Here is a 24769-nt window from a genome sequence, read left to right as displayed (position 1 = left end):
GCGCTAATGATATGAAATCTGTATCATTAGCGCTCGTTTTTAGGGCCCATAGCTCAGTTGGTTAGAGCGCTCGACTCATAATCGATCGGTCGCAGGTTCAAGTCCTGCTGGGCCCACCATCATCATATCCTCCTCGCAATCTATGATGCATCCATGTTGTTCTAGTCAGATCCAGACATATGCAAAGAGAAAAAGCGAAAATATTTCATTTTATCGATCACAGCCGATGAATAAATCTATATCATAAATGAATAGACCACACTAGGTAGTCGTCACATTCTCAATATGATAAATCACGTTAAGATGTACAGATTCAACAACCTCCTTAAGCATTTTTCAACCTCAGGGCTTGTATTCGCTACATTTTTGTTCGCCCTATCGCTAACACCAAGCCTAGTCCCACGTCCCTATATTGCTCAAGGAATCGTCTCGGGACTTAGCTTTACGATTGGATATGCATTTGGTGTACTGGGTCACTGGCTTTGGAATTACTTACACCTACCTTCTGCCAAACAATCAACGCAACGCTATATACAATTGGCTTTAGCCGCCATCAGTCTATGCATTTCAATTTTGTTCTTGTGGCGAGCGTCAGAGTGGCAAAACAGCATCCGAACTCTAATGGGCATGGAGCCTGAAGACAGCACCCGTCCCTTTACGATTGCAGCCATCACACTTGCGGTTTTTGCTGTGGCGCTCTTATTTGCCAAATTATTTAAAATAATCTTCTATTATTTATCGAAGAGGATGTCCCGGTTTCTTCCAAGCCATGTCTCACATGTGCTTGGTATCGTCATGGTGACGGCTTTATTTTGGTCAATTATTGAAGGCTTGGTTTATTCCTATGCACTCCAAGTGGCAGATCGCTCCTATCAACATGCCGATCAGTTGATTCAAGACGATTTACACCCTCCTCTTGACCCCAACAAACCCGGCAGTGCGGAGTCTTTAATCAGCTGGGAGGCACTGGGTAGCCGAGGTCGACATTTTGTTGTACAAAGCCCTTCTAGCGAGGACATTAGCCGCTTTACAGACAAACCTGCACTTGACCCTATTCGAGTCTACGTTGGACTAAATGCAGCTGAAACACCAGAGTTACGTGCACAATTAGCACTGGATGAGCTGATAAGAGTCGGTGGATTTGAGCGATCGGTGTTGATAATTGCAACACCCACTGGACGAGGCTGGATTGACCCCCGCTCGCAGGACGCCGTCGAATACCTTCATCAAGGAGACATCGCGACTGTTGCTGCACAATACTCCTATTTACCAAGCCACCTCTCACTAATTGCCGAAGGTCAATATGGTGCAGAAAATGCCAGAGCCTTATTCAATACGCTTTACAGCTATTGGACATCCCTACCCAAAGACTCACGCCCAAAACTATACTTATTCGGGCTGAGTCTTGGTGCACTTAACTCTGACCTCTCGTTTGATCTCTATGACATTATAGAAGATCCTTTTAATGGCGCATTATGGAGCGGCCCGCCATTCAGAAGTGTGACTTGGCGAAATGTAACGCGTAATCGTGACCCTGACTCACCAGCATGGCTACCAAGCTTTCGTCAAGGGAGCGTGGTGCGTTTTATGAACCAAACACAAGGCCTAGATCTGAATGGACAGCCTTGGGGCGATTTTCGCATAGCTTTTTTACAATACGGAAGCGACCCTATTACTTTTTTTGAACCTGCTGCTTTTTGGCGAAAGCCCGAGTGGATGCAAGAGCCGCGCGCACCTGATGTATCACCCTATCTCAGCTGGTACCCAATTGTTACCATGCTTCAACTAATGGTCGACTTATCCATAGGTAGTGCTCCTCCGGGCTTTGGGCACGAGATCTCCACAAGTGATTATATTAAAGCTTGGGCAGCCCTATCAGATTCAACCTGGTCTATAGAATCCCTAGAGCAGTTGGCTCAACACTTAATTCAACTTTCAGAACTGCGCGCCAATTCGCTAGAACCGCGACAACTGGATTAAGCCAACCTTAACACCCCTTAATCACCAAAAGGAAACAGACCCGGTTATTCTAAATTAGAACAAGCATATAACTAAACTACAAAATCTAGACTAGAAGCGCTGGAGCGTGTATAAAGTCCGCTACTAATTGTAATTATGAATACACTTGGCAGATCTTTTATACCCAAAACTCGGGATATATAAGGTCTGCTTTTGTATGTATTGTCCACAGGACCTATCAGGAGCAAGTCGCCACCATGAGTCTTTTCTGGATTCCTCTCCTACCCGCGTTAGGAGTGCTGGCCCCTTTACTGTCTGCAAAGCTTGGCCGAACACAGTGCGCTTTTATAACTGCCGCCGCGCCTGCTGTATCACTATTACTTGTATTATTGATGGCACCCGCCGTTTTTAGCGGTGAAACTCTAATTGTCAGTATGAACTGGGTGCCAGCACTGGGGATGAACTTGTCATTTCGAATGGACGGCCTCGCCTTTCTGTTTGCACTGCTCATCCTCGGCATTGGATTACTGATTATTCTTTATGCTCGTTACTATTTGTCTGCTAAGGACTCAATGGGCAAATTCTACGCCTATTTGATTTTGTTCATGACGGCAATGCTCGGTATTGTGCTATCAAATAACCTCATTCAATTGTGGATGTTTTGGGAACTGACCAGTATCAGCTCTTTTCTATTGATTAGTTTCTGGCATGGAAAAACTGAGGGTCGCAAAGGTGCTAGGATGGCTCTCACCGTAACAGGTGCAGGTGGGCTTGCGCTTCTCGCAGGCCTAATCCTGATTGGTAAAATAGTCGGAAGCTATGACCTTGAAGTGGTCATTAACAGTGGCGACTTAATTCGTGCTCATAGTGCCTACCCTGTCGCATTGGTACTTGTTCTTCTGGGTGCCTTTACCAAGTCTGCTCAGTTCCCTTTCCATTTTTGGTTACCTCATGCAATGGCGGCTCCTACACCCGTCAGTGCTTATTTGCACTCTGCCACTATGGTGAAGGCAGGTATCTTTTTGATGGCAAGATTTTACCCCGCGCTGTCAGGTACAGAGCTATGGTTTATCATTGTGAGTATGACGGGGCTTGCGACTCTGCTATTAGGAGCTTACACCGCTTTATTTAAACACGATATCAAAGGTTTACTTGCTTACTCAACCATCAGCCACTTGGGGTTAATCACATTACTGCTTGGCATGGATACACAGCTAGCAGCCATTGCAGCCATTTTTCACATTATCAACCACGCTATTTTTAAAGCGTCTTTGTTCATGGCTGCAGGTATCATTGACCACGAGGCAGGGACCCGTGACATGCGGCGCTTGAATGGTCTCTGGAAGTTTATGCCCTACACGGCAACACTCGCCATGGTCGCTGCTGCATCCATGGCAGGTGTTCCATTACTGAACGGTTTCTTATCGAAGGAAATGTTCTTTGCTGAAACACTGCACCAACATACGTTGGGGTCTTTATCTTGGATGATCCCTGTTTTAGCGACGCTAGCAGCCATCTTCTCCGTTGCCTACTCACTTCGATTTATTCACGATGTATTCTTCAACGGAGAGCCCATCGACTTACCCAAAACACCCCATGAACCGCCTCGATACATGAAAGTCCCCGTCGAAATTTTGGTTGGATTATGCCTACTCGTCGGTATTTTTCCTGGCTTAATTGTCGGAAAGCTCTTGTACAGCGCGGCGTCTGCTGTTCTGTTAGGGGATATGCCCGATTATTCCTTATCGATATGGCATGGTTTTAATTTGCCGTTAACGATGAGTATTGTGGCGATGCTCTTTGGAATAATCATTTATCACAACCGTCGTAAGCTCTTCAAATTTCAGAGCCAATTCCCTGAAACTGATGCAAAAATTGTTTTTGAGAGCTTTATTCAATGCATCGTGCGTGCAACTCAAAAAATCAACGCCTACTTTGAAAATGGTTCATTGCAGCGCTATATGCTGATGGTATTGCTATTGGTCATTGTCTTTGCAGGCCTTCCCCTGTTGGATTTAGTTCAAACGGAAGGCACAAGAACTCAGCTACCGCTAACCTCCTTATCGATCGTTATAGCCGCTCTTTTAGTACTGTCAGCGTTTGCAACCGTGATTTGGCACAGGCAACGTTACATTTCGCTATTAACCCTGTCTGTCGTCGGCTTAATTGTTTCAGTTTCTTTTTCCTACTTTTCAGCTCCCGACCTCGCGCTCACTCAGCTGTCAGTCGAGGTTGTCACCATTACCCTTTTAATGTTGGCGCTGTTCTTTTTGCCACAACAAACACCAAAGGAATCAAGCCCTGGACGAGTTGCCAGAGATCTTGGTGTAGCTGCAATTATTGGCGGCATTATCGGTACCATCAATTATGCGATTATGACACGTCCTCAGCTGAGCATTTCTGAGTTTTTCTTAGAAAACAGCAAGCCTGGCGGAGGGGGAACCAATGTTGTGAACGTGATTTTAGTCGACTTCCGTGGCTTTGATACGTTTGGGGAAATATTGGTACTTGGCATTGCAGCGCTTGGTATTTTTAAGCTGATTAACCGCATGAAAGTCTTTATGCCATCCGGTGACAGTAAGGGTATCAACTGGACAAAAGACAGTCATCCGATGATTCTCAGAACAGTTTCTCAATCACTGCTTCCTCTTGCATTACTTGTCTCTGCCTATATTTTCCTAAGAGGGCACAATATGCCGGGGGGTGGCTTCATTGCTGGCTTAATTACGGCAGTGGCTATTATTCTGCAGTACATCGCGCATGGTGTGGATTGGATTAAACCTCGTCTGAAAATCAACTACCAATGGGCTATTGCCATAGGTGTTTTAGTTGCCGCCATGACTGGTGCCGGTAGCTGGTTATTTAATCGTCCTTTCTTAACCAGTTGGTTCGATTACTTCAACTTACCGTTACTCGGTGAGTTTGAGCTGGCAAGCGCCATGATTTTTGATCTTGGCGTTTATATTACAGTGGTTGCAGCAACTCTATTAATCCTAGCGAACCTTGGAAAATTAACCACATCCCATCGTCCAAAAATGGAGGATAAATAATGGAAGCCTTATTTGCTTTTTGTGTCGGGATATTAACAACTTGCGGTATTTTTCTTGTCTTACGTAGCCGAACCTTTCCTGTTGTTGTTGGACTGACACTATTAAGCTATGCCGTGAATTTATTTCTTTTTTCCATGGGGCGCCTGTCAGTTGACTCTGCTGCTGTCATTGGGGCGAACAACACTTATGCAGATCCACTGCCTCAGGCATTGGTGCTGACGGCAATCGTAATCGGTTTTGCGATGACTGCATTTGTTGTGATTTTATCGATGAGAGGACGAGGTGATCTCGGAAATGACCATGTAGATGGACGCATTCCTGACCACTCATCATTAACGGACAAGGAGAAATCTTGATGCAACACTTGGTCATCATGCCATTTCTTCTGCCTCTGTTAGCGGGTGTATTGCTGATACTTCCACCTATTCAGAATAGCATTATACGTCAACGAATCTTTGCAGTCGGCTCATCTATGCTGATACTGGTGGTTTCCAGCGGTCTTCTTAAAGAAGTTATGTCTCAAGGAACGCAAGTCTATTCACTTGGAGGCTGGTCGGCTCCCTACGGAATCGTACTCGTTGCGGACCCCCTAGCGGCCCTACTTGTGCTCTTAACCTCAATTCTTGCCCTTGCCTCCATTCTCTATGCCTGTGCGGGTGAAGATGAAACTGGCATGTATTATCACACTTTGATATTACTCTTGGTGGCTGGCGTGAATGGCGCCTTCTTAACCGGTGACCTGTTCAACTTGTTTGTTTGCTTTGAAATACTGCTTATTGCGTCTTATGCATTACTTATTCATGGGGGCGGCAAACACAAAACTCAAGCAAGCTTACATTACGTCATTTTAAACCTTGTTGGATCGAGTATTTTCTTGTTTGCGCTGGGTATTCTTTACGGAATGCTAGGCACACTTAATACAGCCGATATGGCGGTAAAACTTCAAACCCTTGATTCTGACGAAACGACACTGGTCAAAATTGCGGGATTACTCTTGCTAATTGTATTTGGCTTGAAGTCTGCCATGCTTCCTTTGCACTTCTGGTTACCCAGAACCTATGCGGCAGCAAGCGCACCTGTTGCCGCCATGTTTGCCATTATGACCAAAGTGGGCATTTACAGCATTTTTAGAGTTCATACCGTTATTTTCGGAGATTTTGCTGGCGATCTTGCCAATATTGCACAATTTTGGCTCTGGCCTATTGCTGTGCTAACCCTTATCGCAGGCGCTATTGGCGCACTAGCCAGTCAAAATCTAAAAATGCTAACCGCTAACATGATTCTAATTTCAGTAGGAACCCTCCTAACGGGGGCCGCGCTCGGACGCGAGGATGCAAGCGGTGCTTCATTTTACTACCTACTACACACCACTTTGGTGTCGGCAGCTATGTTTTTAATCGCTGATTTAATTGCCAAACAACGTGGAAAAGCTGCAGATCGCTTTGTAGCTGCACGAATAATGAAGCAGCGTGATCTACTGGCTGGCTTATACTTTGTGGCTGCAATTGCTATGGTGGGCATGCCGCCATTATCTGGTTTTATTGGAAAAGCACTGCTCCTTCAATCGGCACACACTGGTGCTGAAATGGGCTGGGTCTGGTCGTCTATCTTGTTCGCGGGACTGGCTTCGATCGTGGCGCTCTCAAGAGCAGGAACAACACTTTTCTGGCGCACCACGGGTAATACCGCCGACACTGAAGGGAATCCAGTTCATATTACTCAACTACTGGCAATTTTATTCTTGCTAAGTCTTTCCCCTTTATTGGTCTTGTTTGCAGGCCCTGTTACCAGTATGACTCATGAAGCGGCGGCGGTTTTACACAACCCCGAACTCTCTGTTCGTGCCCTGCTGCCAGCGTTAGGAGAATAAAGTAATGTTATCAAAACCTCGTTTTAAATGGCTGCCCATGCCATATCACAGCATTTTACTATTTGCCACATGGTTGCTGCTTAACAACACGCTAGCCCCTGGACATCTATTCTTAGGATCTGTGTTAGCATTAGGTATCCCACTATTGACCTCCAGCTTAAGCAAACCACAACCGGCACTGCATAAACCTATGCATACGTTTCGTTACGCTTTACGTGTCCTTGGTGACATAGTGACGGCTAATCTCGAAGTCGCTTTTCAGGTTATGGGACCAATCAAAAATCTCAACCCAGGCTTTTTTGCGGTTCCACTTGACCTAGAAGGAGAGCTCCCGATTACGTTGTTAGCCAGTACTGTCTCTTTAACGCCAGGGACTGTCAGCTCCGAGGTCTCTGAATGCCGAAAATTTCTCTACGTCCATGCGTTAACCATGAAAAATGAAGAAGAACTGATTCAAACGATCAAACAGCGTTATGAAGCCCCATTAATGGAGATATTTTCATGCTAAGCTGGACTGTAACCTTAGTAACAGCCATGGTGGCCATTTCTTTGATTCTCAATTTATGGCGACTGTTTGCAGGCCCTGACTTACCCGATCGTTTACTGGCTCTTGATACAATGTATATCAACAGTATCGCACTTATCATTTTACTGGGAATATGGCTCGGATCAGCCTTGTACTTTGAAGCAGCACTTTTAATTGCGATGTTAGGATTTATTAGCACTGCAGCATTGTGTAAATATTTACTGCGCGGCGACATTATTGAATAGGCCTGAATATGAATTTTTTACTTGAGCTCATTGTTTCTATTTTCTTACTCATTGGTGGCGTATTTATCTTAGTCGGCTCGATTGGCTTAGTGCGTTTGCCTGATTTTTTTATGCGCCTTCATGCACCAACAAAAGCAACAACGCTTGGTATGGGCGGTCTGCTGATCGCATCAATGATTTTATTCACTGTGCGTGAGCCTGGCATTAGTGTTCACGAATTACTGATCACGCTGTTTTTATTCATAACAGCCCCTGTTAGTGCACACATGATGGCTAAAACGGCCTTGCATCAAAAGAATAAGATGATTGAAAGAACCACGGGACAACACCTGATTGCACGAGCAAGACAGCAAAAGGCGCCCGAAGTTAAACCCAGTTTGAATGATTGATGGTTCAAGGTGACAAATAAAAATGCCGAGTTACTTGATATAACTCGGCATTTTAGAAACCTCTCGGCTTTAGTTTAGTTCAACCCAAAGGAGTTTAGTTAGGCCAAAAAGCTGAAATTGAAGCCACCCCTTGCCCGCCCTCTTCTCGTACTTTCTGAAAATCCAACTGAGACACCCCTCCAAGCGCATAGACAGGTAAGGTTACATCAGATACCCACTGATGAAACCTATGCCAGCCAATCCCTGCCTGTTCAGGGTGAGTCGCTGTCGCCTTCACTGGTGATAAGAACACAAAATCACACCCTTTAGATTGCGCAAGTTGCAATGCATCCGGTGAATGACAAGCAGCGCTTAGCCATTGTCCGTTGAATGCTCGTCTTCCCATTAACTCAGTTAGACGAGACTCAGTTAAATGCAACGCCTGTGCATTCAATTCATTTGCCAACGAAAGAGATGTATTGACTTGGAGAATAGCTTTATGAGCATCACACATGGGCTTAACTGAATGAAACACATCAGCGAAGTCTCGTTTAGATAAGGAGTGATCCCTAAGAAGTATCCAACGACAGCCTCGCTCAAGCATCAATTGCACCTTTGAGCAAAACTCATCTTTATTCGCAGCATCGCCTGTGATGGCAATCTGCGTAGGCAATCGAACGGCAGAAAGAATCGGGACATTGGCTGCAGGGAAGGAGTAATCATTTAAATGATTTAGATCAACCCAACGTATTTCCTGTCCTTCCATTCCTTTGGCTTCACCCGTAAAGCGATTAACGTCCCATACATCCAAGAGAACTGAACAATCATCATAGTGATAGGGGATGCGAATAAGTGGAGTAGCCTCGTGTACTAAAAGGCCTAACTCTTCGCTTAGCTCTCGCACTAAGGCTTGGTAAGGTGGCTCATCGCCTTCTACCTTACCGCCCGGAAACTCCCACAATCCCCCTTGATGCCTGTTTTTGGGCCTAAGGGCTATCAGAATTTGACCTTGGTCATTTCTGATAACCCCAACCATAACGTGAATCAAGGACTTCATTTAAGAGCGATATTCTGCGTTGATAGTGACATAGTCATGAGAAAGATCGGTTGTCCAGACTTGATCAACAAAACCACCACGATTCAGAATCACGCGAATACAGATATTCTCCCGATTCATCACTTGCTGCCCTTGCTCTTCTGTGTAACTCGTAGCACGTGCGCCTTTATCGACGATACACACTTCATCCAACCAGATCTGCACATCACTCACATCCAAATCATGAACACCTGCACGACCAACGCATGCGAGTATGCGTCCCCAGTTAGGATCAGATGCAAATAGTGCGGTTTTAACTAAGGGAGAGTGAGCGATGGTATAGGCGACTTTCAGTGCTTCTTCAGTACTGCCCGCTTTCTCAACACGAACCTCTACAAACTTAGTTGCTCCCTCACCATCTTTGACGATGGCATGGGCCAAGGACAACATAACGTGTTCTAACGCCTGCGTAAAACGCTCCATCAGCACGGGCTCAAGGTCAGTAATTTCGACGCCGCTTTGACCGGTAGCAACCAAAATACAAGCATCATTTGTTGAAGTGTCACCATCAACTGTGATTCGATTAAATGAGCGATCACTCGTATGGCTCAGCAGACGTTGCAATAAATTGGGTTCAACTTCTGCATCTGTGGCAACGTATCCAAGCATCGTGGCCATATTTGGCATAATCATGCCTGAACCTTTGGAAATACCCGTTACGGTTACGGTTTTGCCTTGATACTCAAATTGGTCGCTGGCACCTTTTGGACGTGTATCCGTTGTCATGATGCCGTGAGCTGCTTCCTCCCAACCTTCTTCTGACAAGTTAGCGATAGCACTCTCTAAACCTGCAGTAATCTTAGCAACAGGGAGTGGTTCACCTATGACACCCGTGGAAAAAGGCAGAATCGATTCCGCGTCACAGCGCATTTTACTGGCTAAGGCCTGGCAGCAAGCCTCAGCATCAATAATACCCTGCTCACCTGTACCGGCATTCGCATTGCCTGTATTGGTTAGGAGATACCTTGGTAAGGCTCCCGTCGCTAAATGCTTTTTGGCAACACGCACTGGCGCTGCACAAAACTGGTTGAGGGTAAATACCGACGCCAATGAAGAACCAACGGGTATTTCCATAACCACCAGATCTTTTCGGCCCGGCTTTTTAATGCCCGCAGAGCCTGTTCCTAACTTAAACCCTTTTACGGGGTGATACACGACTGCTTCTTCTTTGCCGACTGCCATTGCGCTTACCTCAGATTTTACCGTGGCATTGTTTATATTTTTTACCCGATCCACAAGGACAAGGTTCATTTCGTCCCACTTTAGCGACATCCCTCACAAAGGGTTCAGATTTATCAGACTCTTCTTGCCCATAGGTTTGCGCCTGATCATCTGCACCTGCAAGGCCACTGCTTTGCGAGTGTTCAAAATTCATTTGTTGACGTTCTGCCGCTTCTCTACGCTGCTGCTCCATCGCCTCAACCTCTTCAGGTTGACGTACTTTGACATGACTCAGAATTCTAACAACATCTTTTTTAATATTCGTGAGCAAGTTTTGGAAAAGCTGGAAGGCTTCACGCTTATATTCTTGCTTGGGGTTTTTCTGCGCGTAACCGCGAAGATGTATCCCTTGGCGTAACAGATCCATGGTTTGCAAGTGCTCTTTCCAAAGCGTATCCATCACCTGCAACATCACTTGCTTTTCAAACAGACGAATGGTTTCAGCACCAACCAACTGCTCTTTTTCAGTATAGCGTTGGATAATGTCAGCACGAATACGTTCACGCAAGGGTTCTTCATAGAGATTCTTGTCTTCATCTAACCAAGTCTGAATTGGCAAACTGACCGAAAATTCTATTTCAAGCGCCTTTTCAAGACCTGCGATATCCCAGGTTTCGGGTAAACTTTGAGGAGCAATAAACTCATTAATCGTGTCTTCCACGACTTCGTCACGAATTGCATTGATTGTTTCAGAGATATCATTGGTGCTCATCAGCTCATTACGTTGATCGTAGACAACGGTTCGCTGATCATTCGCGACATCATCATATTCCAAAAGGTTTTTACGGATATCAAAGTTACGCCCTTCCACCTTGCGCTGAGCCTTTTCAATCGCGTTGCTCACCATTTTGTGTTCAATGGCTTCGCCCTTTTCCATCCCTAAGGCTTGCATAAATTGACGAACGCGATCCGACGCGAAGATTCTCATCAAATCATCTTCCATCGACAAGAAGAAGCGTGTAGAACCTGGATCACCCTGGCGCCCGGCACGCCCACGCAACTGGTTGTCAATTCGACGTGATTCGTGACGCTCTGTTCCCAGAATATGCAAGCCACCTGCCGCTAACACCTGCTCATGACGTTGTTGCCAATCGGCTTTAACCGCTTCAATCTGCTCTGGTGTTGGCTCCTTTAAAGCAGCCAGTTCCGCTTCAAGCTTACCACCGAGCATGATATCGGTACCACGACCCGCCATGTTCGTTGCAATAGTAATAGCGCCTGGACGTCCAGCATCAGCCACTATTTCAGCCTCACGGCCATGATTCTTAGCATTTAGAACATTGTGCTCTATTTTTTCTTTAGTCAGCATGCGCGATAAAAGTTCAGAAGACTCAACCGACGCAGTTCCCACCAACACAGGCTTGTTGTTCTCTTTACAATGACGGATTTCTTTAACAATTGCGTTAAACTTATCCTCCATGGTGAGATAAATCAGATCATTATGGTCAATACGCTGAACTTCGCGGTTCGTCGGAATAACGACGACATCCAGACCATAAATTTGCCGTAATTCAAATGCCTCAGTATCGGCTGTACCCGTCATTCCCGATAGTTTTTCATACAAACGGAAGTAATTTTGGAAGGTCGTCGAAGCCAGTGTTTGGCTTTCCAATTGGATATTAACGCCTTCTTTTGCCTCAACAGCTTGATGTAAACCTTCGGACCAACGACGACCCGGCATAATACGCCCAGTGTGTTCATCGACGATGACAACCTGTCCATTTTGCACTATGTAATCTTTATCCTTCTGGAAAAGATAGTGTGCACGAAGCGCGGCCAACACATGATGCAGCAAGTTCAAGTTATTAGGTGCATAAAGGCTTTCACCCTCAGCCAACAAACCTTCTTCACTTAAAATCTCTTCGATCAACTGATGTCCGGCTTCAGTCAACTCAACCGTTCTATTTTTTTCATCAACAACAAAGTGTTCGTCGATCGTTTGCGTGTCGTCTTTAACGTCAACCTCTCCAAAAAACTGTTTAAGTTTTGGAATGACGGTATTGATACGCGCATACATGACCGAGCTATCTTCAGCAGGCCCTGAGATTATCAATGGCGTGCGAGCTTCATCAATTAAGATCGAGTCAACTTCATCGACAATGGCAAAGTTAAAGCCACGTTGCACTTTCTCTTCGATGCTGAACGCCATGTTGTCGCGCAAGTAGTCGAAGCCGAACTCATTATTGGTACCGTAGGTAATATCACTGGCATATGCAGAACGCTTCGTGATCGGATCTTGACCCGACAGGATCACGCCAACACTCAAACCCAAGGCTTCATACAGGGGGCGCATCCACTCTGCATCGCGGCTGGCTAGATAATCATTGACGGTGACAACGTGAACTCCTTTGCCCGTAATCGCATTTAAATACGCAGGCAAGGTAGCGACGAGTGTTTTACCCTCGCCTGTTTTCATTTCGGCCACTTTTCCTTCGTGAAGAGAGATACCGCCTATCATCTGGACATCGAAATGACGCATGTTCATAACACGCTTGGAAACTTCACGAACCGTTGCAAAGGCTTCTGGCAAAAGCTTTTCTAGGCTTTCACCTTGCTGGTAACGTTGACGGTATTGTTCTGTTAATGCCGTCAGCCCTTCATCACTGAGCTTTTCAAGCTCGGCTTCCCATGCATTGATATCCTTGACAGTCCGTTTCATCCGTTTGAGTTCGCGTTCGTTTTTGCTTCCGAAAACTTTTTTCAACAGTGATGTGAGCATAATTCAATTTTTACCATTTATTAGATGACGTATGCCCACGCTGGGCAAAGAATGCGAAACATTTTACATTGATTGGGGCAGATAGTTGAGGTTTAAACCTTTTTTTAAGGCTTTATTTATAATTTTTGCTCATAAAAAAGCCGGAAAAGATCCGGCTATCCATAATAATGGATCTTTTTCAGCCTTCGATTAGAGGCTCGTCGACGGCTGATAATCAATCGGGACGGGCGTTTGTCCATTTTCGAAGGTGACGCGCTCGAAAGCATCCGGGTGATTTAGCAACTCTCTCAAGAGTAAATTATTAAGGTGATGGCCGGACTTGAAGCCGTAGTACTCACCAATAATGCTTCGACCTAAAAGGTAAAGGTCGCCCACGGCATCTAAGATTTTGTGCTTCACAAACTCATTTTCGTAACGCAATCCGTCTTGATTCAAAACCTTTTGATCATCAACCACAATCGCATTATCAAAGTTACCACCTAAGGCCAAATTATTGGATCTTAAGAACTCGATGTCGCGCATAAAACCAAAGGTTCGAGCCCGGCTAACCTCTTTGACAAAGTTATGAGATGAGAACTCAAGCGATGACTCTAAGTGCTTTTCGGTAAATGCGGGATGATCAAACTCAATTTTGAAACCCAATTTGAAGCCATTAAACGGCCTAAAACTCGCCGTTTTTTCTCCTACTTCAATACCGATAGGCCTTACAATACGGACAAATTCTTTCGCCGCACTCTGCTCTTGAATACCCGCCGATTGAATGAGAAAAACGAATGGAGCTGCGCTCCCATCCATAATGGGAATTTCTTCAGCATCAACTTCGATTATCGCGTTATCTATGCCTAACCCCGCTAAAGCAGACATGAGGTGCTCAACTGTCGAAACACTCGCCGAGCCTTCTGCTAAATTGGTGGACAATTGTGTACTCACAACATTTAACGCAAACGCTGGAATATCAACAGTTGGCACTAGATCGACGCGACGAAAAACGATCCCCATATTTTCTGGAGCAGGTTTAAGCGTCATGTACACTTTTTTCCCCGAATGCAACCCTATGCCATTCGCCTTAATACTACGACTTAGTGTACGCTGCTTTATCATGTTATCCGCCGCTTGCGCTTCAATCTAAATGAGAATCATAACAGACTCGACGCTTTTCAAGCAATCTACTCTACCATGATCCTCTTTGTGACTTAGTCAGCTTGACGACGAAGAAAAGTAGGGATATCCAATTCGCCGTAATCACGCTTAGATGTCATGCCACCTTCTTGACTACGTGACTCATGCTTTTCAAGCAAAGCTTCTTGCTTTTGTCTGCGTAAGATAGACGGCAATTCAATCTGATCCACTGATTTCGCTTCATTGCGCGGCTGAGGATTCGATGCGACAACACGAACCTCTGCGTCTCTAGGACGATCCAATCCTGTCGCGACAACGGTCACTTTCAAGAAATCTCCTAATGTCGGATCAATAACCGTACCTACAACAATAGTGGCATCTTCTGCAGCACACTCTTCAACAATCATACCCACTTCGTTGAACTCGCCTAAACTCAGATCCTCACCCGCGGCAATATTGACCAGAATTCCGCGCGCCCCTTTTAGGTCTATGTCCTCAAGCAACGGGCTGCTAATAGCCGCTTCAGCCGCTTCTTGTGCACGATTATCGCCCTTCGCAATTCCCGTGCCCATCATCGCCATGCCCATTTCAGACATCACGGTTTTAACGTCAGCAAAATCGACGTTGATCATACCTGGACGGGTGATTAGATCGGCAATGCCTTGAACTGCGCCTTTGAGTACATCGTTCGCGGCATTAAAGGCATTAATCAGACTGCAGTTTTTTCCAAGAACCTGCATCAGTTTTTCATTAGGGATAATGATCAGTGAATCGACACAGTCACGTAGTTCACGAATCCCCTCTTCAGCAATTTGCATCCGCTTACGGCCTTCAAAACGAAATGGACGTGTGACCACTGCAACGGTTAAGACACCCATCTCTTTTGCAATTTCGGCCACAATCGGAGCAGCACCCGTGCCCGTGCCACCGCCCATACCTGCGGTTATGAACACCATATCAGCACCGCGTAAGGATTCTGCGATACGATCCCTATCTTCTAGCGCAGCTTGACGCCCAATATCTGGGTTTGCTCCGGCTCCAAGTCCTTTTGTCATATTGCCGCCAATATGCAAAACCGTCCGAGTTGCCATACGATCGAGCGCTTGCGCATCTGTATTCGCGCAAATAAACTCAACGCCGGCCAAGTCGAAATTCACCATATGCTGGACAGCGTTACCTCCGCCGCCGCCAACTCCGATGACTTTAATGACCGCGTCTTGTGGTAAACTGTCTATCAATTCAAACATTTTGTCCTCCCCCGCCCTTGCCTACTACTGTATTCCGGCAATGACCTTGTTAATTCAATAAAATTTAAAAATTGCCTTTAAACCAGTCTTTTATCCGGCTAAAAAAATCCTTTACCTTGGGCTTACTCTTTGCTTTCGGCGCTTTAAGGCGTTTTTCGCGCATTTCCGGTACGATTTCTTTTTCTTTAACTTTATTCGGTTGTGCCTCTCGCTCTCGCGCGACGGGCTTTTGCTCAACTTTTGCATAATGCAAAAGCCCGATACTCGTCGCATAAATGGGATTCTGTAATAAGCTCTCCATTCCTCTTGCCCCTTGGGGTACAGCAAGTCGAACTGGCATATGAAATATTTCTTCTGCTAACTCTACAGCGCCTTCCATTTTTGAAGTACCGCCCGTTAGAACGATACCAGCAGCAATTAGCTCTTCATAACCAGAACGTCTTAATTCAGCCTGTACTAGGGTGAATAGCTCTTCATAGCGGGGTTCAACAACCTCAGCCAATGATTGACGAGATAAATCCCTTGGAGGCCTATCTCCCACACTTGGTACCTTGATCATTTCGTCTGCTTGAGCCAGTTGAGCAAGGGCACAGGCATACTTAATTTTAATTTTTTCAGCATGCTGAGTGGGTGTTCTCAAGGCCATCGCAATGTCATTTGTCACTTGATCACCGGCAATAGGTATCACTGCGGTGTGCCGAATTGCCCCACCTGTAAAAACAGCAATATCGGTTGTGCCACCACCAATATCAACGATGCAAACGCCCAAGTCTTTTTCATCTTCGGCCAACACGGCATAACTTGATGCAAGCTGCTCCAAGACAATCGCATCAACACCTAAACCGCATCGACGAATACACTTGTCTATGTTTTGGATTGCATTGCTCGCTCCCGTTACAAGATGCACTTTGGCTTCTAGCCGCACACCTGACATCCCTAAGGGCTCTTTAATGCCTTCTTGGGTGTCAATCAGATACTCTTGCGGAAGTATGTGCAAAATACGTTGATCTGCTGGGATCGCAACTGCACGGGCCGCATCAATTACTCGTTCAAGATCATATTCAGAAACCTCCCTATCCCTGACGGCAACTATTCCATGTGAGTTCAAACTGCTAATGTGGTTGCCTGCTATGCCAACCGTGACGGAATGGATTTTACACCCCGCCATCAACTCAGCTTCTTCAACCGCTCGCTGAATAGCTGCAACGGTAGACTCGATGTTGACGACCACTCCTCTCTTCATTCCTCGAGAAGGCTGGGAGCCCACACCCACTATTTCTATACTTCCATCCGCGCAGACTTCACCAACAAGACAGACAACCTTTGACGTACCTATGTCTAACGCAACGACCATTCCGCCGTCTGAAGTACTTTGCTTACCCTGCATCATCTTGCCTCTCTTCGGTTCGCCACTTCACAGCAACGCCGTTGGTATATCGAATGTCTATTTGTTCAATGGTTTCAACCATATCGCTAAGCCTGGCATCGTAGAGCTTCATAAAGCGTCTAAGCCGCGGCATCACCTGATCTCTGCCTGCAATAATTTGTAAGCCATTATCCAACTCAAGTGTCCAAGCACCACGCCCTTCCAACGACAAGCCGGTCAATTTCAGTCCATAACCTGAAAAAAGTCGGTTCAAGTCATGGAACTGCTGCATGATGGCTCTCGTCTCATGAGCCGGGCCGTTCAGTTTGGGTAAACTATCGTAATCTGACTTTCGCTCAGGCCAAAAAATATCGCCCTGATGATTTAAAAGACCTACATCCCCCCAACGCGCCACAGGCACTTCCTCAGCGATGGTCACTTCTATCGCAGCAGGCCACTGACGCTGGACGCTGACAGAATGCACCCAAGGATCGGCGAGCGCCAATTCACGTAAATAACCAACGTCTTGCGAAAGCAAAGAGTTAGAAATACCCGATGCAAGCGTTTGAGCAAGTGACTCTGTATCTAAATGGCGAACATGGCTATTGACTCTCACCTCTTGAATCGGTTGATCTAGCCATATATACACCCTTTCAGACAAATAAACTAAAATACCAACAAATAGTGCAAGCGCTAGCAAGGAATTCACAGTTCGCCACGCCTTATCTCGTACCTCAACCGGATTAGACGCAACAACGGGCCGTGCAGACGGACGAGTCTCTAACTCAGACTCTCCTTGTAGTCTCATCCAAGGTAAGGAAAGATTCATCTTAGCGTGCCTCTGTATTCAATGAGGTTTTTAAGATTTCAATCACCAATGCCTCAAAACTCAAACCCGCTTGGCGCGCAGCCATAGGAACCAAACTGTGATCTGTCATACCGGGTAAAGTATTGACTTCTAGTAATTGGAACTCACCTTTTTCATCCATCATCACATCAACGCGTCCCCAGCCCGTACAGCCCACTGCAGCAAATGCAGACTCGGAGAGACGTTGTAACTCTGTGCGCTTTTCATCGCTTAACTGATCATCGAATAAATATTGGGTATCAGCCGCTTCATATTTAGCATTGAAGTCATAGAAAGAATGGCTGGTTTCCAATCGAATAATCGGTAACGCTGTACCGTTTAAAATAGCAATGGTGTATTCAGAACCCTTTATCCATTGCTCAGCAATCACTAAATGATCGTAAGAAACGGCTTGAGCATAGGCGGCTTTTAGCTCATCAAGATTCATTACCCGACTGATACCAATACTGGAACCTTCATGAACGGGCTTGACCATCAGTGGGTAGCCTAACAATTCAGCAACCTGATTGAGATCGGTCTCTGGTGTAAGTACACAACAGGGTGGAGTCGGTAAACCCGCTCCCATCCAAAGCTGTTTGCAGCGCAATTTATCCATTCCTAACGCAGACGCTGCAACACCGCTACCTGTATAAGGCTTGCCCATCATCTCTAGCAAACCTTGTAGGGTTCCATCTTCACCACCGCGGCCATGAAGTATGAGAAAGGCGCGGTCAAACTCAGCATCCAACAGCTGTGCAACTGGCTCAGCGCCTTCTTTACAAAGGTCAATCGGAAAGGCATCGACACCAGCAGACAATAAGCCTTTTAAGACTTCAGCGCCACTTCGCAAAGAAATCGGCCTTTCTGCAGAGCGCCCACCCATCAAAACAGCAACACGTCCAAACTGCAGTGATTCTTGTTCAGATATCCTACTCATAGGCCTATTTCCTCCTCGCGAGTAGATTGAAGATCAAGTCCTGCCAACCGATGCGCTAGGGCTGTAATATCACCCGCGCCCTGAGTAAGCAGAAGATCATCAGGCCGAAGAACATTTTTTAACAAATCTGGAATATCATCGGTGGACTCAACAAACAATGGCTCTATGCCTCTTTGACGAATCGTTCGACATAAGCTGCGAGTATCAGCGCCTGGAATTGCTTGTTCACCCGCAGAATAGACTTCAAGCATAATCAACAAATCCACCTCAGACAGGACTTGTGCAAAGTCATCGTAAAGATCGCGTGTTCGTGTATAACGATGCGGCTGATAAATCATCACTAGACGTCGATCAGGCCAGCCATCGCGAACAGCTTGTATAACAGCTTTAACCTCACGCGGATGATGACCATAGTCATCAACCAATTGAATGGATCCGCCAGTGACCTTGATATCACCCAACACTTGAAAGCGTCGTCCAACTCCTTGAAAGCGAGATAACGCATCACAGATCGCGTGATCCTGAATGCCTTCATCTGTGGCGACAGCAATACACGCCAATGCATTCAAAACGTTATGACGGCCCGGCATATTAACAGTCACGTCGAGGTCTTTATGGCCAGTAGGGCGAACCACTTTAAAAGATGTTTGCATCCCCTTCTGTGTCACGTCTACAGCCCTGAAATCAGCCTCTTCATGAAAACCATAGGTCAAAATTGGACGGCTCACTTTTGGCAAAACTTCTCTCACCACTGGATCATCCGTACATAAAACAGCCAGGCCATAAAAAGGTAAATTATGAAGAAAATTAATAAACGTTTGCTTCAGTTTATTAAAATCCCCTTCATAGGTGTCCATATGATCAGCATCAATATTGGTAACAATGGCGACCATCGGTTGCAAATGTAAAAACGACGCATCGCTTTCATCGGCTTCAGCAACTAAGTAGCGACTTCCACCCAACTGTGCGTTCGTTCCAGCACTATTAAGTCGTCCGCCTATCACAAACGTAGGATCCAATCCCGCTTCAGCCATAATTGAGGAAAGCAGGCTGGTCGTCGTTGTTTTGCCGTGTGTTCCAGCAACGGCAATGCCATGGCGATAACGCATGAGTTCGGCAAGCATTTCTGCCCTGCGTACAATCGGCACCCGTCTTTCTCTCGCAGCAATCAGTTCAGGATTTGCTTCAGATACAGCCGTCGAAATGACCACAACATCCGCATCTTCAATATTGGATGGTGCATGCCCGATAAAAATCCCCGCTCCTAAGCCGCTTAATCGTTCAGTTGTGGCTGAGGGTTTCATATCCGATCCGGAAATCTTGTAGCCTTGATTGAGCAACACTTCAGCAATACCGCACATGCCAACGCCACCAATTCCAACAAAATGGATTTGACGGATACGTCGCATTTCGGGCACTTCATACACCTGAAGAGTGCTATCTTTAATCATTACATTACCTCCAAACACGCGACTGCCAATTTTTCGCCCGCTAAAGGCTGCCCTTGGCTGCGTGCTTTTCTTGCCATAGCCAACAGCACATCACGCTGATTAAGTTCATTTAAAAGAGTTTTAAGTCGGTCACTGCTTAGTTCTGACTGTTGCACCAGGCGCGCGGCATCTGCGGCCACTAAAAACTGTGCATTTGCGGTCTGATGATCATCAACCGCATAAGGAAATGGAACTAAAATTGATCCGACACCAGCTATCGCCAACTCACTTACCGTCAACGCACCTGAACGACACAGGACCAAATCCGCCCAAGCGAAGGCCTCGTCCATTTGGTCAATAAATGGAACAACCTTTGCTTTAACATTGAATTGGTCGTAAATCTGAGTGGTTGCCTCAAAATGTGTACGGCCCGTTTGATGCCAAACATCTGGACGAGATTCCATCGGCATTTCGGATAAGACTTCAGGCAACAACCTATTAATAGCCTGAGCACCTAAACTACCGCCAACGACTAATAATCGAATCGGGCCATCTCGATCCTGAAAGCGTATATCCGGCTCAGAAAGCTCCAATATTGGCCCTCTTACGGGGTTGCCAATAGTATGTTCAAGCTTTAATTTTGGAAATGCGCCTGGAAATGCCTGCAGCACTTTTTTTGCAATTCGTGACAAAATACGATTCGTCATACCCGGCAGTGCATTTTGTTCGTGTATCACTACGGGAATTCTATGCAACCAAGCCGCCACACCACCGGGACCAGATGCAAAACCACCCATTCCCAATACAGCATCTGGCTTCACGTGCTGAATCACTTGATGAGCTTGCCAAATGGCACGAATCAAATTAAAGGGTGCTAACAAAAGACTCGCGATGCCCTTACCTCTCAACCCAGTCACAGCAATCGTATTGAGCGTTATATTGGCAGCAGGAACTACTTTAGCTTCGATGCCTTTTTCAGTGCCGAGCCATTCAATATGAACCCCTTGTTCTCTTAAAACATCAGCCGTAGCTAAGGCAGGAAATACATGCCCACCTGTTCCACCCGCCATAATCAATAGGCGCTTCGCTGTTTGAGAGTTCATTGAGTGCGCTTCCTACCTGGACGTACTTGGTTCAATCGTTCCCGTTTCAGCTCATAATCAATTCTTAGGATAATTGCAATCATGCATGCAGACGCCAACAAACTACTGCCCCCGTAACTCAGCAATGGCAAGGTCAAACCTTTTGTCGGTAATGCCCCAACGTTCACACCAATATTAATCATGGCTTGACCAGCAAAAATAAAACCAAAACCATAACTCGCGTATGCCTTAAAAAATTGACTTTGCTTTTCAGCTTGCCGCCCAATTAAAAAGATTCGCGTCACCAACAACATGTAAATAGCAATAATGGCAAGCGCGCCGACTAGGCCCATTTCTTCAGATAGGATTGAGTAAATAAAATCGGTATGCGCTTCCGGTAAATAAAATAGCTTCTGAATACTATTACCCAGCCCTGTACCAAACCACTCACCTCGGCCAAACGCAATCTGTGCTTGAGATAATTGATAGCCAGTACCAAAGGGATCAGCCCAAGGATCTTGGAAAGATCGCAATCGAGCCAAACGATAGGGTTGGAAAATCGCCATTAAATAGGCTAATCCGGCAACACCTATAACAACCAGAGAGAACTGCCCAAAACGCATTCCTCCTAGGAAAATCATGCCCATCACCGTGCCCATCAATACCACGGTGGCACCAAAGTCTGGCTGAATAATTAGCAACAACACGTACAAAGCTAAAGGCAGAGCTGGTTTAATTACACCAAACCAGCTAGACCTGACTTCATCCAAGCGTCTAACGAGATAGCCGCTCATAAACAGAACCATACATATTTTGGCAATCTCTGACGTCTGTAAGTTGAAGAATCCCATCGATATCCAGCGACGGCTACCGTTCACCTCACGACCCACGCCCGGTAGGAACACTAATGCCAACAAAATAATACCTACCAGCAACAAGAGTGCGCTGTAACGCTCCCAAAGACTCAATGGGATACGAGAGATAACGACCACAGTGATGAATGCCAGTATGACGAAAAAGCCATGTCTCATCATAAAAAAAGTCGGAGAGCCAAAGTCACGCGCTGCCACATCCATAGAGGCGGAAGCGATCATCACAAAACCTGTCAACGTCAGTGCTAAAGCACTAAGCGCTAGATATGGATCTATCGGCATTTGACCTTTGGGAATATCCAGCGCTTGAGGCCATACAGGACGCAGACTTTTCAGTACATTCATGGCAATGACTCCACTGCCTCAATGAAGACATTGCCTCGATGATCATAACCCGAAAACATATCAAAGCTTGCGCACGCAGGTGATAGTAAAACGATATCCCCTTGCTGTGCTTGCATTGAGGCAGCTAACACTGATGCTTGCAACGTGGTTTGATAATTGACCTCAACGCCTTGTAAATCATTGGCAATCAATTGAGCATCTCGTCCAATTAAATACACGGATCGCGCATAACGTTGCAAAGGCTGAGCAAGCTCCGAGAAGGATTGATCCTTTCCAACACCACCCAAGATGACATGCAACGCAGCCCCTTTAGTCAATTGTTGGCCCAAGCCCTCAATGGCCGCAAGCGTCGCGCCGACATTGGTGCCTTTGGAATCATTAACATAAACAACACCTTGTTTAACAGCGACCGTTTGACAACGATGTGGTAATCCCTGAAAGGATTGAATACTTTTAACCATTGAATCAAACGGAAGATTAACAGCATGACCTAGTGCCAGAGCCGCCATGACGTTGGCCACATTATGCTGGCCCTTAATTCCTATTGAGTCCACTGGTAAGATCGGCGTTAAGCCTTTAAAGATCCAAGCAGCCCCTTCGTATTCTGCCAAACCAAAGTCTTTTAAGTCAGGAGTTGACAACCCAAAACTAACTTTGGACATCCCAATCGCCATCAAAGGCTCTGTTAACGCATCATCTCGATTCACAACGCATAGATTGCAGCCACGGTAAATACGATGCTTAGCATGATAGTAGGCCTGCATATCGGTATAGCGATCAAGGTGGTCTGGGCTAATATTTAAGACAGTGGCCGCTGCCGCTTTCAACTCATGCGTGGTTTCTAACTGAAAGCTCGACAACTCTAAGACATAAAGATCATGACGGACGCCTTCGCTTAATAAGTCCAAGACAGGGGTACCTATATTTCCGCCAACGCCGACATTCACTCCCGCGTCTGAGGCCATTATACCAACCAACGTCGTTACCGTACTTTTTGCATTTGAGCCCGTAATCGCAATAATCGGAGCTGTCACCTCACGACAGAAAAGATCAATATCACCAATGACAGAGACACCCTCAGCAATAGCCGACTGAATCTCAGGAAGTGCACAGGCAACCCCCGGGCTTAGAATTAATTCATTTGCCTGCTTCAAAAATGCAGCATCCAAGGATCCACAGCGGAGCTCAGTCGTTGGAAACGCTTTTCGGAATTCTGCAGCCAAAGGAGGCTCATCCCGTGTATCAACTACCGCAAAACGCAAGCCTTTAGCCGCCAAAAATCGCGCGCAGGACATACCTGTCTGACCCAGACCGATAATAATTTTAAAATTGTCCGTTGCTATTAACGACACGATTCTCTCCTTTACACCAAACCCAATGGCTGCTTACCGAAGCTTTAACGTAGCTAAACCAATTAAAACCAGTACAACACTGATGATCCAAAACCTTACGATGACACGAGGTTCAGGCCATCCTTTCAACTCAAAATGATGATGAATCGGTGCCATTCTAAAAATCCGACGCCCAGTCAACTTATAGGAGGCAACCTGTAAAATGACAGAAACCGTCTCCATCACAAAAATGCCGCCCATGATCACTAAAACCAATTCTTGCCGGACAATAACCGCAATTACACCTAAAACGGCTCCTAGGGATAAGGCACCAACATCGCCCATAAATACCTGCGCAGGATAGGTGTTAAACCATAAGAAACCTAAACCTGCACCGACAATCGCACCACATATAATAATCAGCTCTCCGGAGCCCGCGACATAAGGAATGTGTAAGTAATTCGCAAACTGTAAATGCCCGCTCAGATAAGCAAAAACAGCAAGTGCACCGGCAACCATAACAGTTGGCATGATGGCTAAGCCATCCAAGCCGTCGGTCAGATTCACCGCGTTGGAGCTGCCCACTATCACAAAATAGGTGAATACAATAAAAAACAACCCCATATCAATCACGATTGATTTGAAGAAGGGCACGATCAGTTGCGTTTCAACTGGGCTCTGTGCCGTCATGTATAACAAGACAGCCGCACCCACACCGCCAATGGATTGCCAAAAATACTTCCATCTCGCAGGCAAACCACGCGGATTTTTCTCAACCACTTTGCGCCAATCATCTACCCAACCAACAGCACCAAACACAACCAATACAAATAAGGTAATCCAGACATAACGATTGCTTAAATCGCTCCATAATAGAGTTGAAATAGCAATTGCTAACAGAATCAAACCTCCACCCATGGTTGGAGTACCTGACTTACTCAAGTGCGATTGAGGCCCGTCATTGCGAACGGCTTGGCCAATTTGCTTATTTTTTAGCTCACGAATAAGGTGAGGCCCTACCACCAGTGAAATGGTTAATGCCGTTAACACCCCTAAAATACCTCGTAAGGTAATATACCGAAATACCGTAAAGCCTGAATAAAATTGCGTCAAATACTCAGTTAACAGCAATAACATGC

General features: G+C 45.9%; 20 protein-coding genes and 1 tRNA gene. 8 read left to right on the top strand and 13 right to left on the bottom strand.

Annotation, left to right across the window (positions count from 1 at the left end; all coding sequences use genetic code 11):
• The first annotated feature begins 42 nt into the window (after positions 1 to 42).
• The 8 genes from DN062_RS11175 (at position 43) to DN062_RS11140 (ending at position 8039) form a co-directional block, all read left to right on the top strand.
• Positions 43 to 119: transfer RNA gene (locus DN062_RS11175), tRNA-Ile, on the top strand.
• 184 nt (positions 120 to 303) lie between these two features.
• Positions 304 to 1980 (top strand): alpha/beta hydrolase, encoded by a 1677-nt coding sequence (locus DN062_RS11170; protein WP_239995774.1) that lies wholly within the window; start codon positions 304 to 306, stop codon positions 1978 to 1980.
• 236 nt (positions 1981 to 2216) lie between these two features.
• A complete protein-coding gene (locus DN062_RS11165; protein WP_112159404.1) occupies positions 2217 to 5009 on the top strand; it encodes a monovalent cation/H+ antiporter subunit A in 2793 nt (930 codons plus the stop codon).
• Entirely contained in the window at positions 5009 to 5365 is a 357-nt protein-coding gene (locus DN062_RS11160; protein ID WP_112159403.1) for a Na+/H+ antiporter subunit C, read from the top strand. Before DN062_RS11165 ends, DN062_RS11160 begins: the two co-directional genes overlap by 1 nt.
• Complete coding sequence (locus tag DN062_RS11155) at positions 5365 to 6879, top strand: monovalent cation/H+ antiporter subunit D (RefSeq protein WP_112159402.1); 1515 nt, start codon at positions 5365 to 5367, stop codon at positions 6877 to 6879. The genes DN062_RS11160 and DN062_RS11155 overlap by 1 nt, the downstream gene beginning before the upstream one ends.
• A gap of 4 nt (positions 6880 to 6883) precedes the next feature.
• Entirely contained in the window at positions 6884 to 7387 is a 504-nt protein-coding gene (locus tag DN062_RS11150) for a Na+/H+ antiporter subunit E (protein WP_112159401.1), read from the top strand.
• The gene (locus tag DN062_RS11145; RefSeq protein ID WP_112159400.1) at positions 7381 to 7650 is read left to right on the top strand and encodes a K+/H+ antiporter subunit F; all 270 of its coding nucleotides are present in this window, start codon (positions 7381 to 7383) and stop codon (positions 7648 to 7650) included. The genes DN062_RS11150 and DN062_RS11145 overlap by 7 nt, the downstream gene beginning before the upstream one ends.
• Before the next feature lie 8 nt (positions 7651 to 7658).
• On the top strand, positions 7659 to 8039 hold the full coding sequence (locus tag DN062_RS11140; RefSeq protein ID WP_112159399.1) for a Na+/H+ antiporter subunit G: 381 nt from the start codon (positions 7659 to 7661) through the stop codon (positions 8037 to 8039).
• Positions 8040 to 8133: 94 nt separating this feature from the next.
• Here DN062_RS11140 and DN062_RS11135 read toward each other — a convergent pair whose 3' ends face one another.
• The 13 genes from DN062_RS11135 to mraY form a co-directional block, all read right to left on the bottom strand.
• Positions 8134 to 9075, bottom strand: a complete 942-nt coding sequence (locus tag DN062_RS11135) for a Nudix family hydrolase (protein WP_112159398.1) — start codon at positions 9073 to 9075, stop codon at positions 8134 to 8136.
• Positions 9076 to 10296: a bifunctional glutamate N-acetyltransferase/amino-acid acetyltransferase ArgJ gene (argJ, locus tag DN062_RS11130; RefSeq protein WP_112159397.1), complete on the bottom strand. Its 1221-nt coding sequence runs from the start codon at positions 10294 to 10296 to the stop codon at positions 9076 to 9078.
• A 10-nt stretch (positions 10297 to 10306) separates the two neighbouring features.
• Entirely contained in the window at positions 10307 to 13054 is a 2748-nt protein-coding gene (secA, locus tag DN062_RS11125) for a preprotein translocase subunit SecA (protein ID WP_112159396.1), read from the bottom strand.
• 189 nt (positions 13055 to 13243) lie between these two features.
• The gene (gene lpxC, locus DN062_RS11120; protein ID WP_112159395.1) at positions 13244 to 14155 is read right to left on the bottom strand and encodes a UDP-3-O-acyl-N-acetylglucosamine deacetylase; all 912 of its coding nucleotides are present in this window, start codon (positions 14153 to 14155) and stop codon (positions 13244 to 13246) included.
• Between the two features lie 92 nt (positions 14156 to 14247).
• Positions 14248 to 15420 carry a cell division protein FtsZ gene (ftsZ, locus tag DN062_RS11115; RefSeq protein WP_112159394.1) on the bottom strand — a complete coding sequence of 391 codons (1173 nt, stop codon included), beginning with the start codon at positions 15418 to 15420 and terminating at the stop codon, positions 14248 to 14250.
• A gap of 64 nt (positions 15421 to 15484) precedes the next feature.
• Positions 15485 to 16810 carry a cell division protein FtsA gene (ftsA, locus tag DN062_RS11110; RefSeq protein ID WP_239995773.1) on the bottom strand — a complete coding sequence of 442 codons (1326 nt, stop codon included), beginning with the start codon at positions 16808 to 16810 and terminating at the stop codon, positions 15485 to 15487.
• Positions 16797 to 17615 carry a cell division protein FtsQ/DivIB gene (locus DN062_RS11105; protein WP_239995772.1) on the bottom strand — a complete coding sequence of 273 codons (819 nt, stop codon included), beginning with the start codon at positions 17613 to 17615 and terminating at the stop codon, positions 16797 to 16799. The genes ftsA and DN062_RS11105 overlap by 14 nt, the downstream gene beginning before the upstream one ends.
• Before the next feature lies 1 nt (position 17616).
• Positions 17617 to 18570: a D-alanine--D-alanine ligase gene (locus DN062_RS11100; RefSeq protein ID WP_112159393.1), complete on the bottom strand. Its 954-nt coding sequence runs from the start codon at positions 18568 to 18570 to the stop codon at positions 17617 to 17619.
• Positions 18567 to 20021, bottom strand: a complete 1455-nt coding sequence (murC, locus tag DN062_RS11095; RefSeq protein ID WP_112159392.1) for a UDP-N-acetylmuramate--L-alanine ligase — start codon at positions 20019 to 20021, stop codon at positions 18567 to 18569. The genes DN062_RS11100 and murC overlap by 4 nt, the downstream gene beginning before the upstream one ends.
• Complete coding sequence (gene murG / locus DN062_RS11090; protein ID WP_112159391.1) at positions 20021 to 21103, bottom strand: undecaprenyldiphospho-muramoylpentapeptide beta-N-acetylglucosaminyltransferase; 1083 nt, start codon at positions 21101 to 21103, stop codon at positions 20021 to 20023. The genes murC and murG overlap by 1 nt, the downstream gene beginning before the upstream one ends.
• The gene (ftsW, locus tag DN062_RS11085; RefSeq protein ID WP_112159390.1) at positions 21100 to 22299 is read right to left on the bottom strand and encodes a putative lipid II flippase FtsW; all 1200 of its coding nucleotides are present in this window, start codon (positions 22297 to 22299) and stop codon (positions 21100 to 21102) included. Before ftsW ends, murG begins: the two co-directional genes overlap by 4 nt.
• Positions 22296 to 23651 carry a UDP-N-acetylmuramoyl-L-alanine--D-glutamate ligase gene (gene murD / locus DN062_RS11080; RefSeq protein WP_112159389.1) on the bottom strand — a complete coding sequence of 452 codons (1356 nt, stop codon included), beginning with the start codon at positions 23649 to 23651 and terminating at the stop codon, positions 22296 to 22298. The genes ftsW and murD overlap by 4 nt, the downstream gene beginning before the upstream one ends.
• A gap of 33 nt (positions 23652 to 23684) precedes the next feature.
• On the bottom strand, positions 23685 to 24767 hold the full coding sequence (gene mraY, locus DN062_RS11075) for a phospho-N-acetylmuramoyl-pentapeptide-transferase (protein WP_112159388.1): 1083 nt from the start codon (positions 24765 to 24767) through the stop codon (positions 23685 to 23687).
• Positions 24768 to 24769: the final 2 nt, after the last annotated feature.

Source organism: Nitrincola tibetensis (assembly GCF_003284585.1).
Classification (GTDB): domain Bacteria; phylum Pseudomonadota; class Gammaproteobacteria; order Pseudomonadales; family Balneatricaceae; genus Nitrincola; species Nitrincola tibetensis.
The sequence above is the reverse complement of the archived record's forward strand: the minus strand, read 5'-3'. Positions and strand labels throughout refer to the sequence as shown.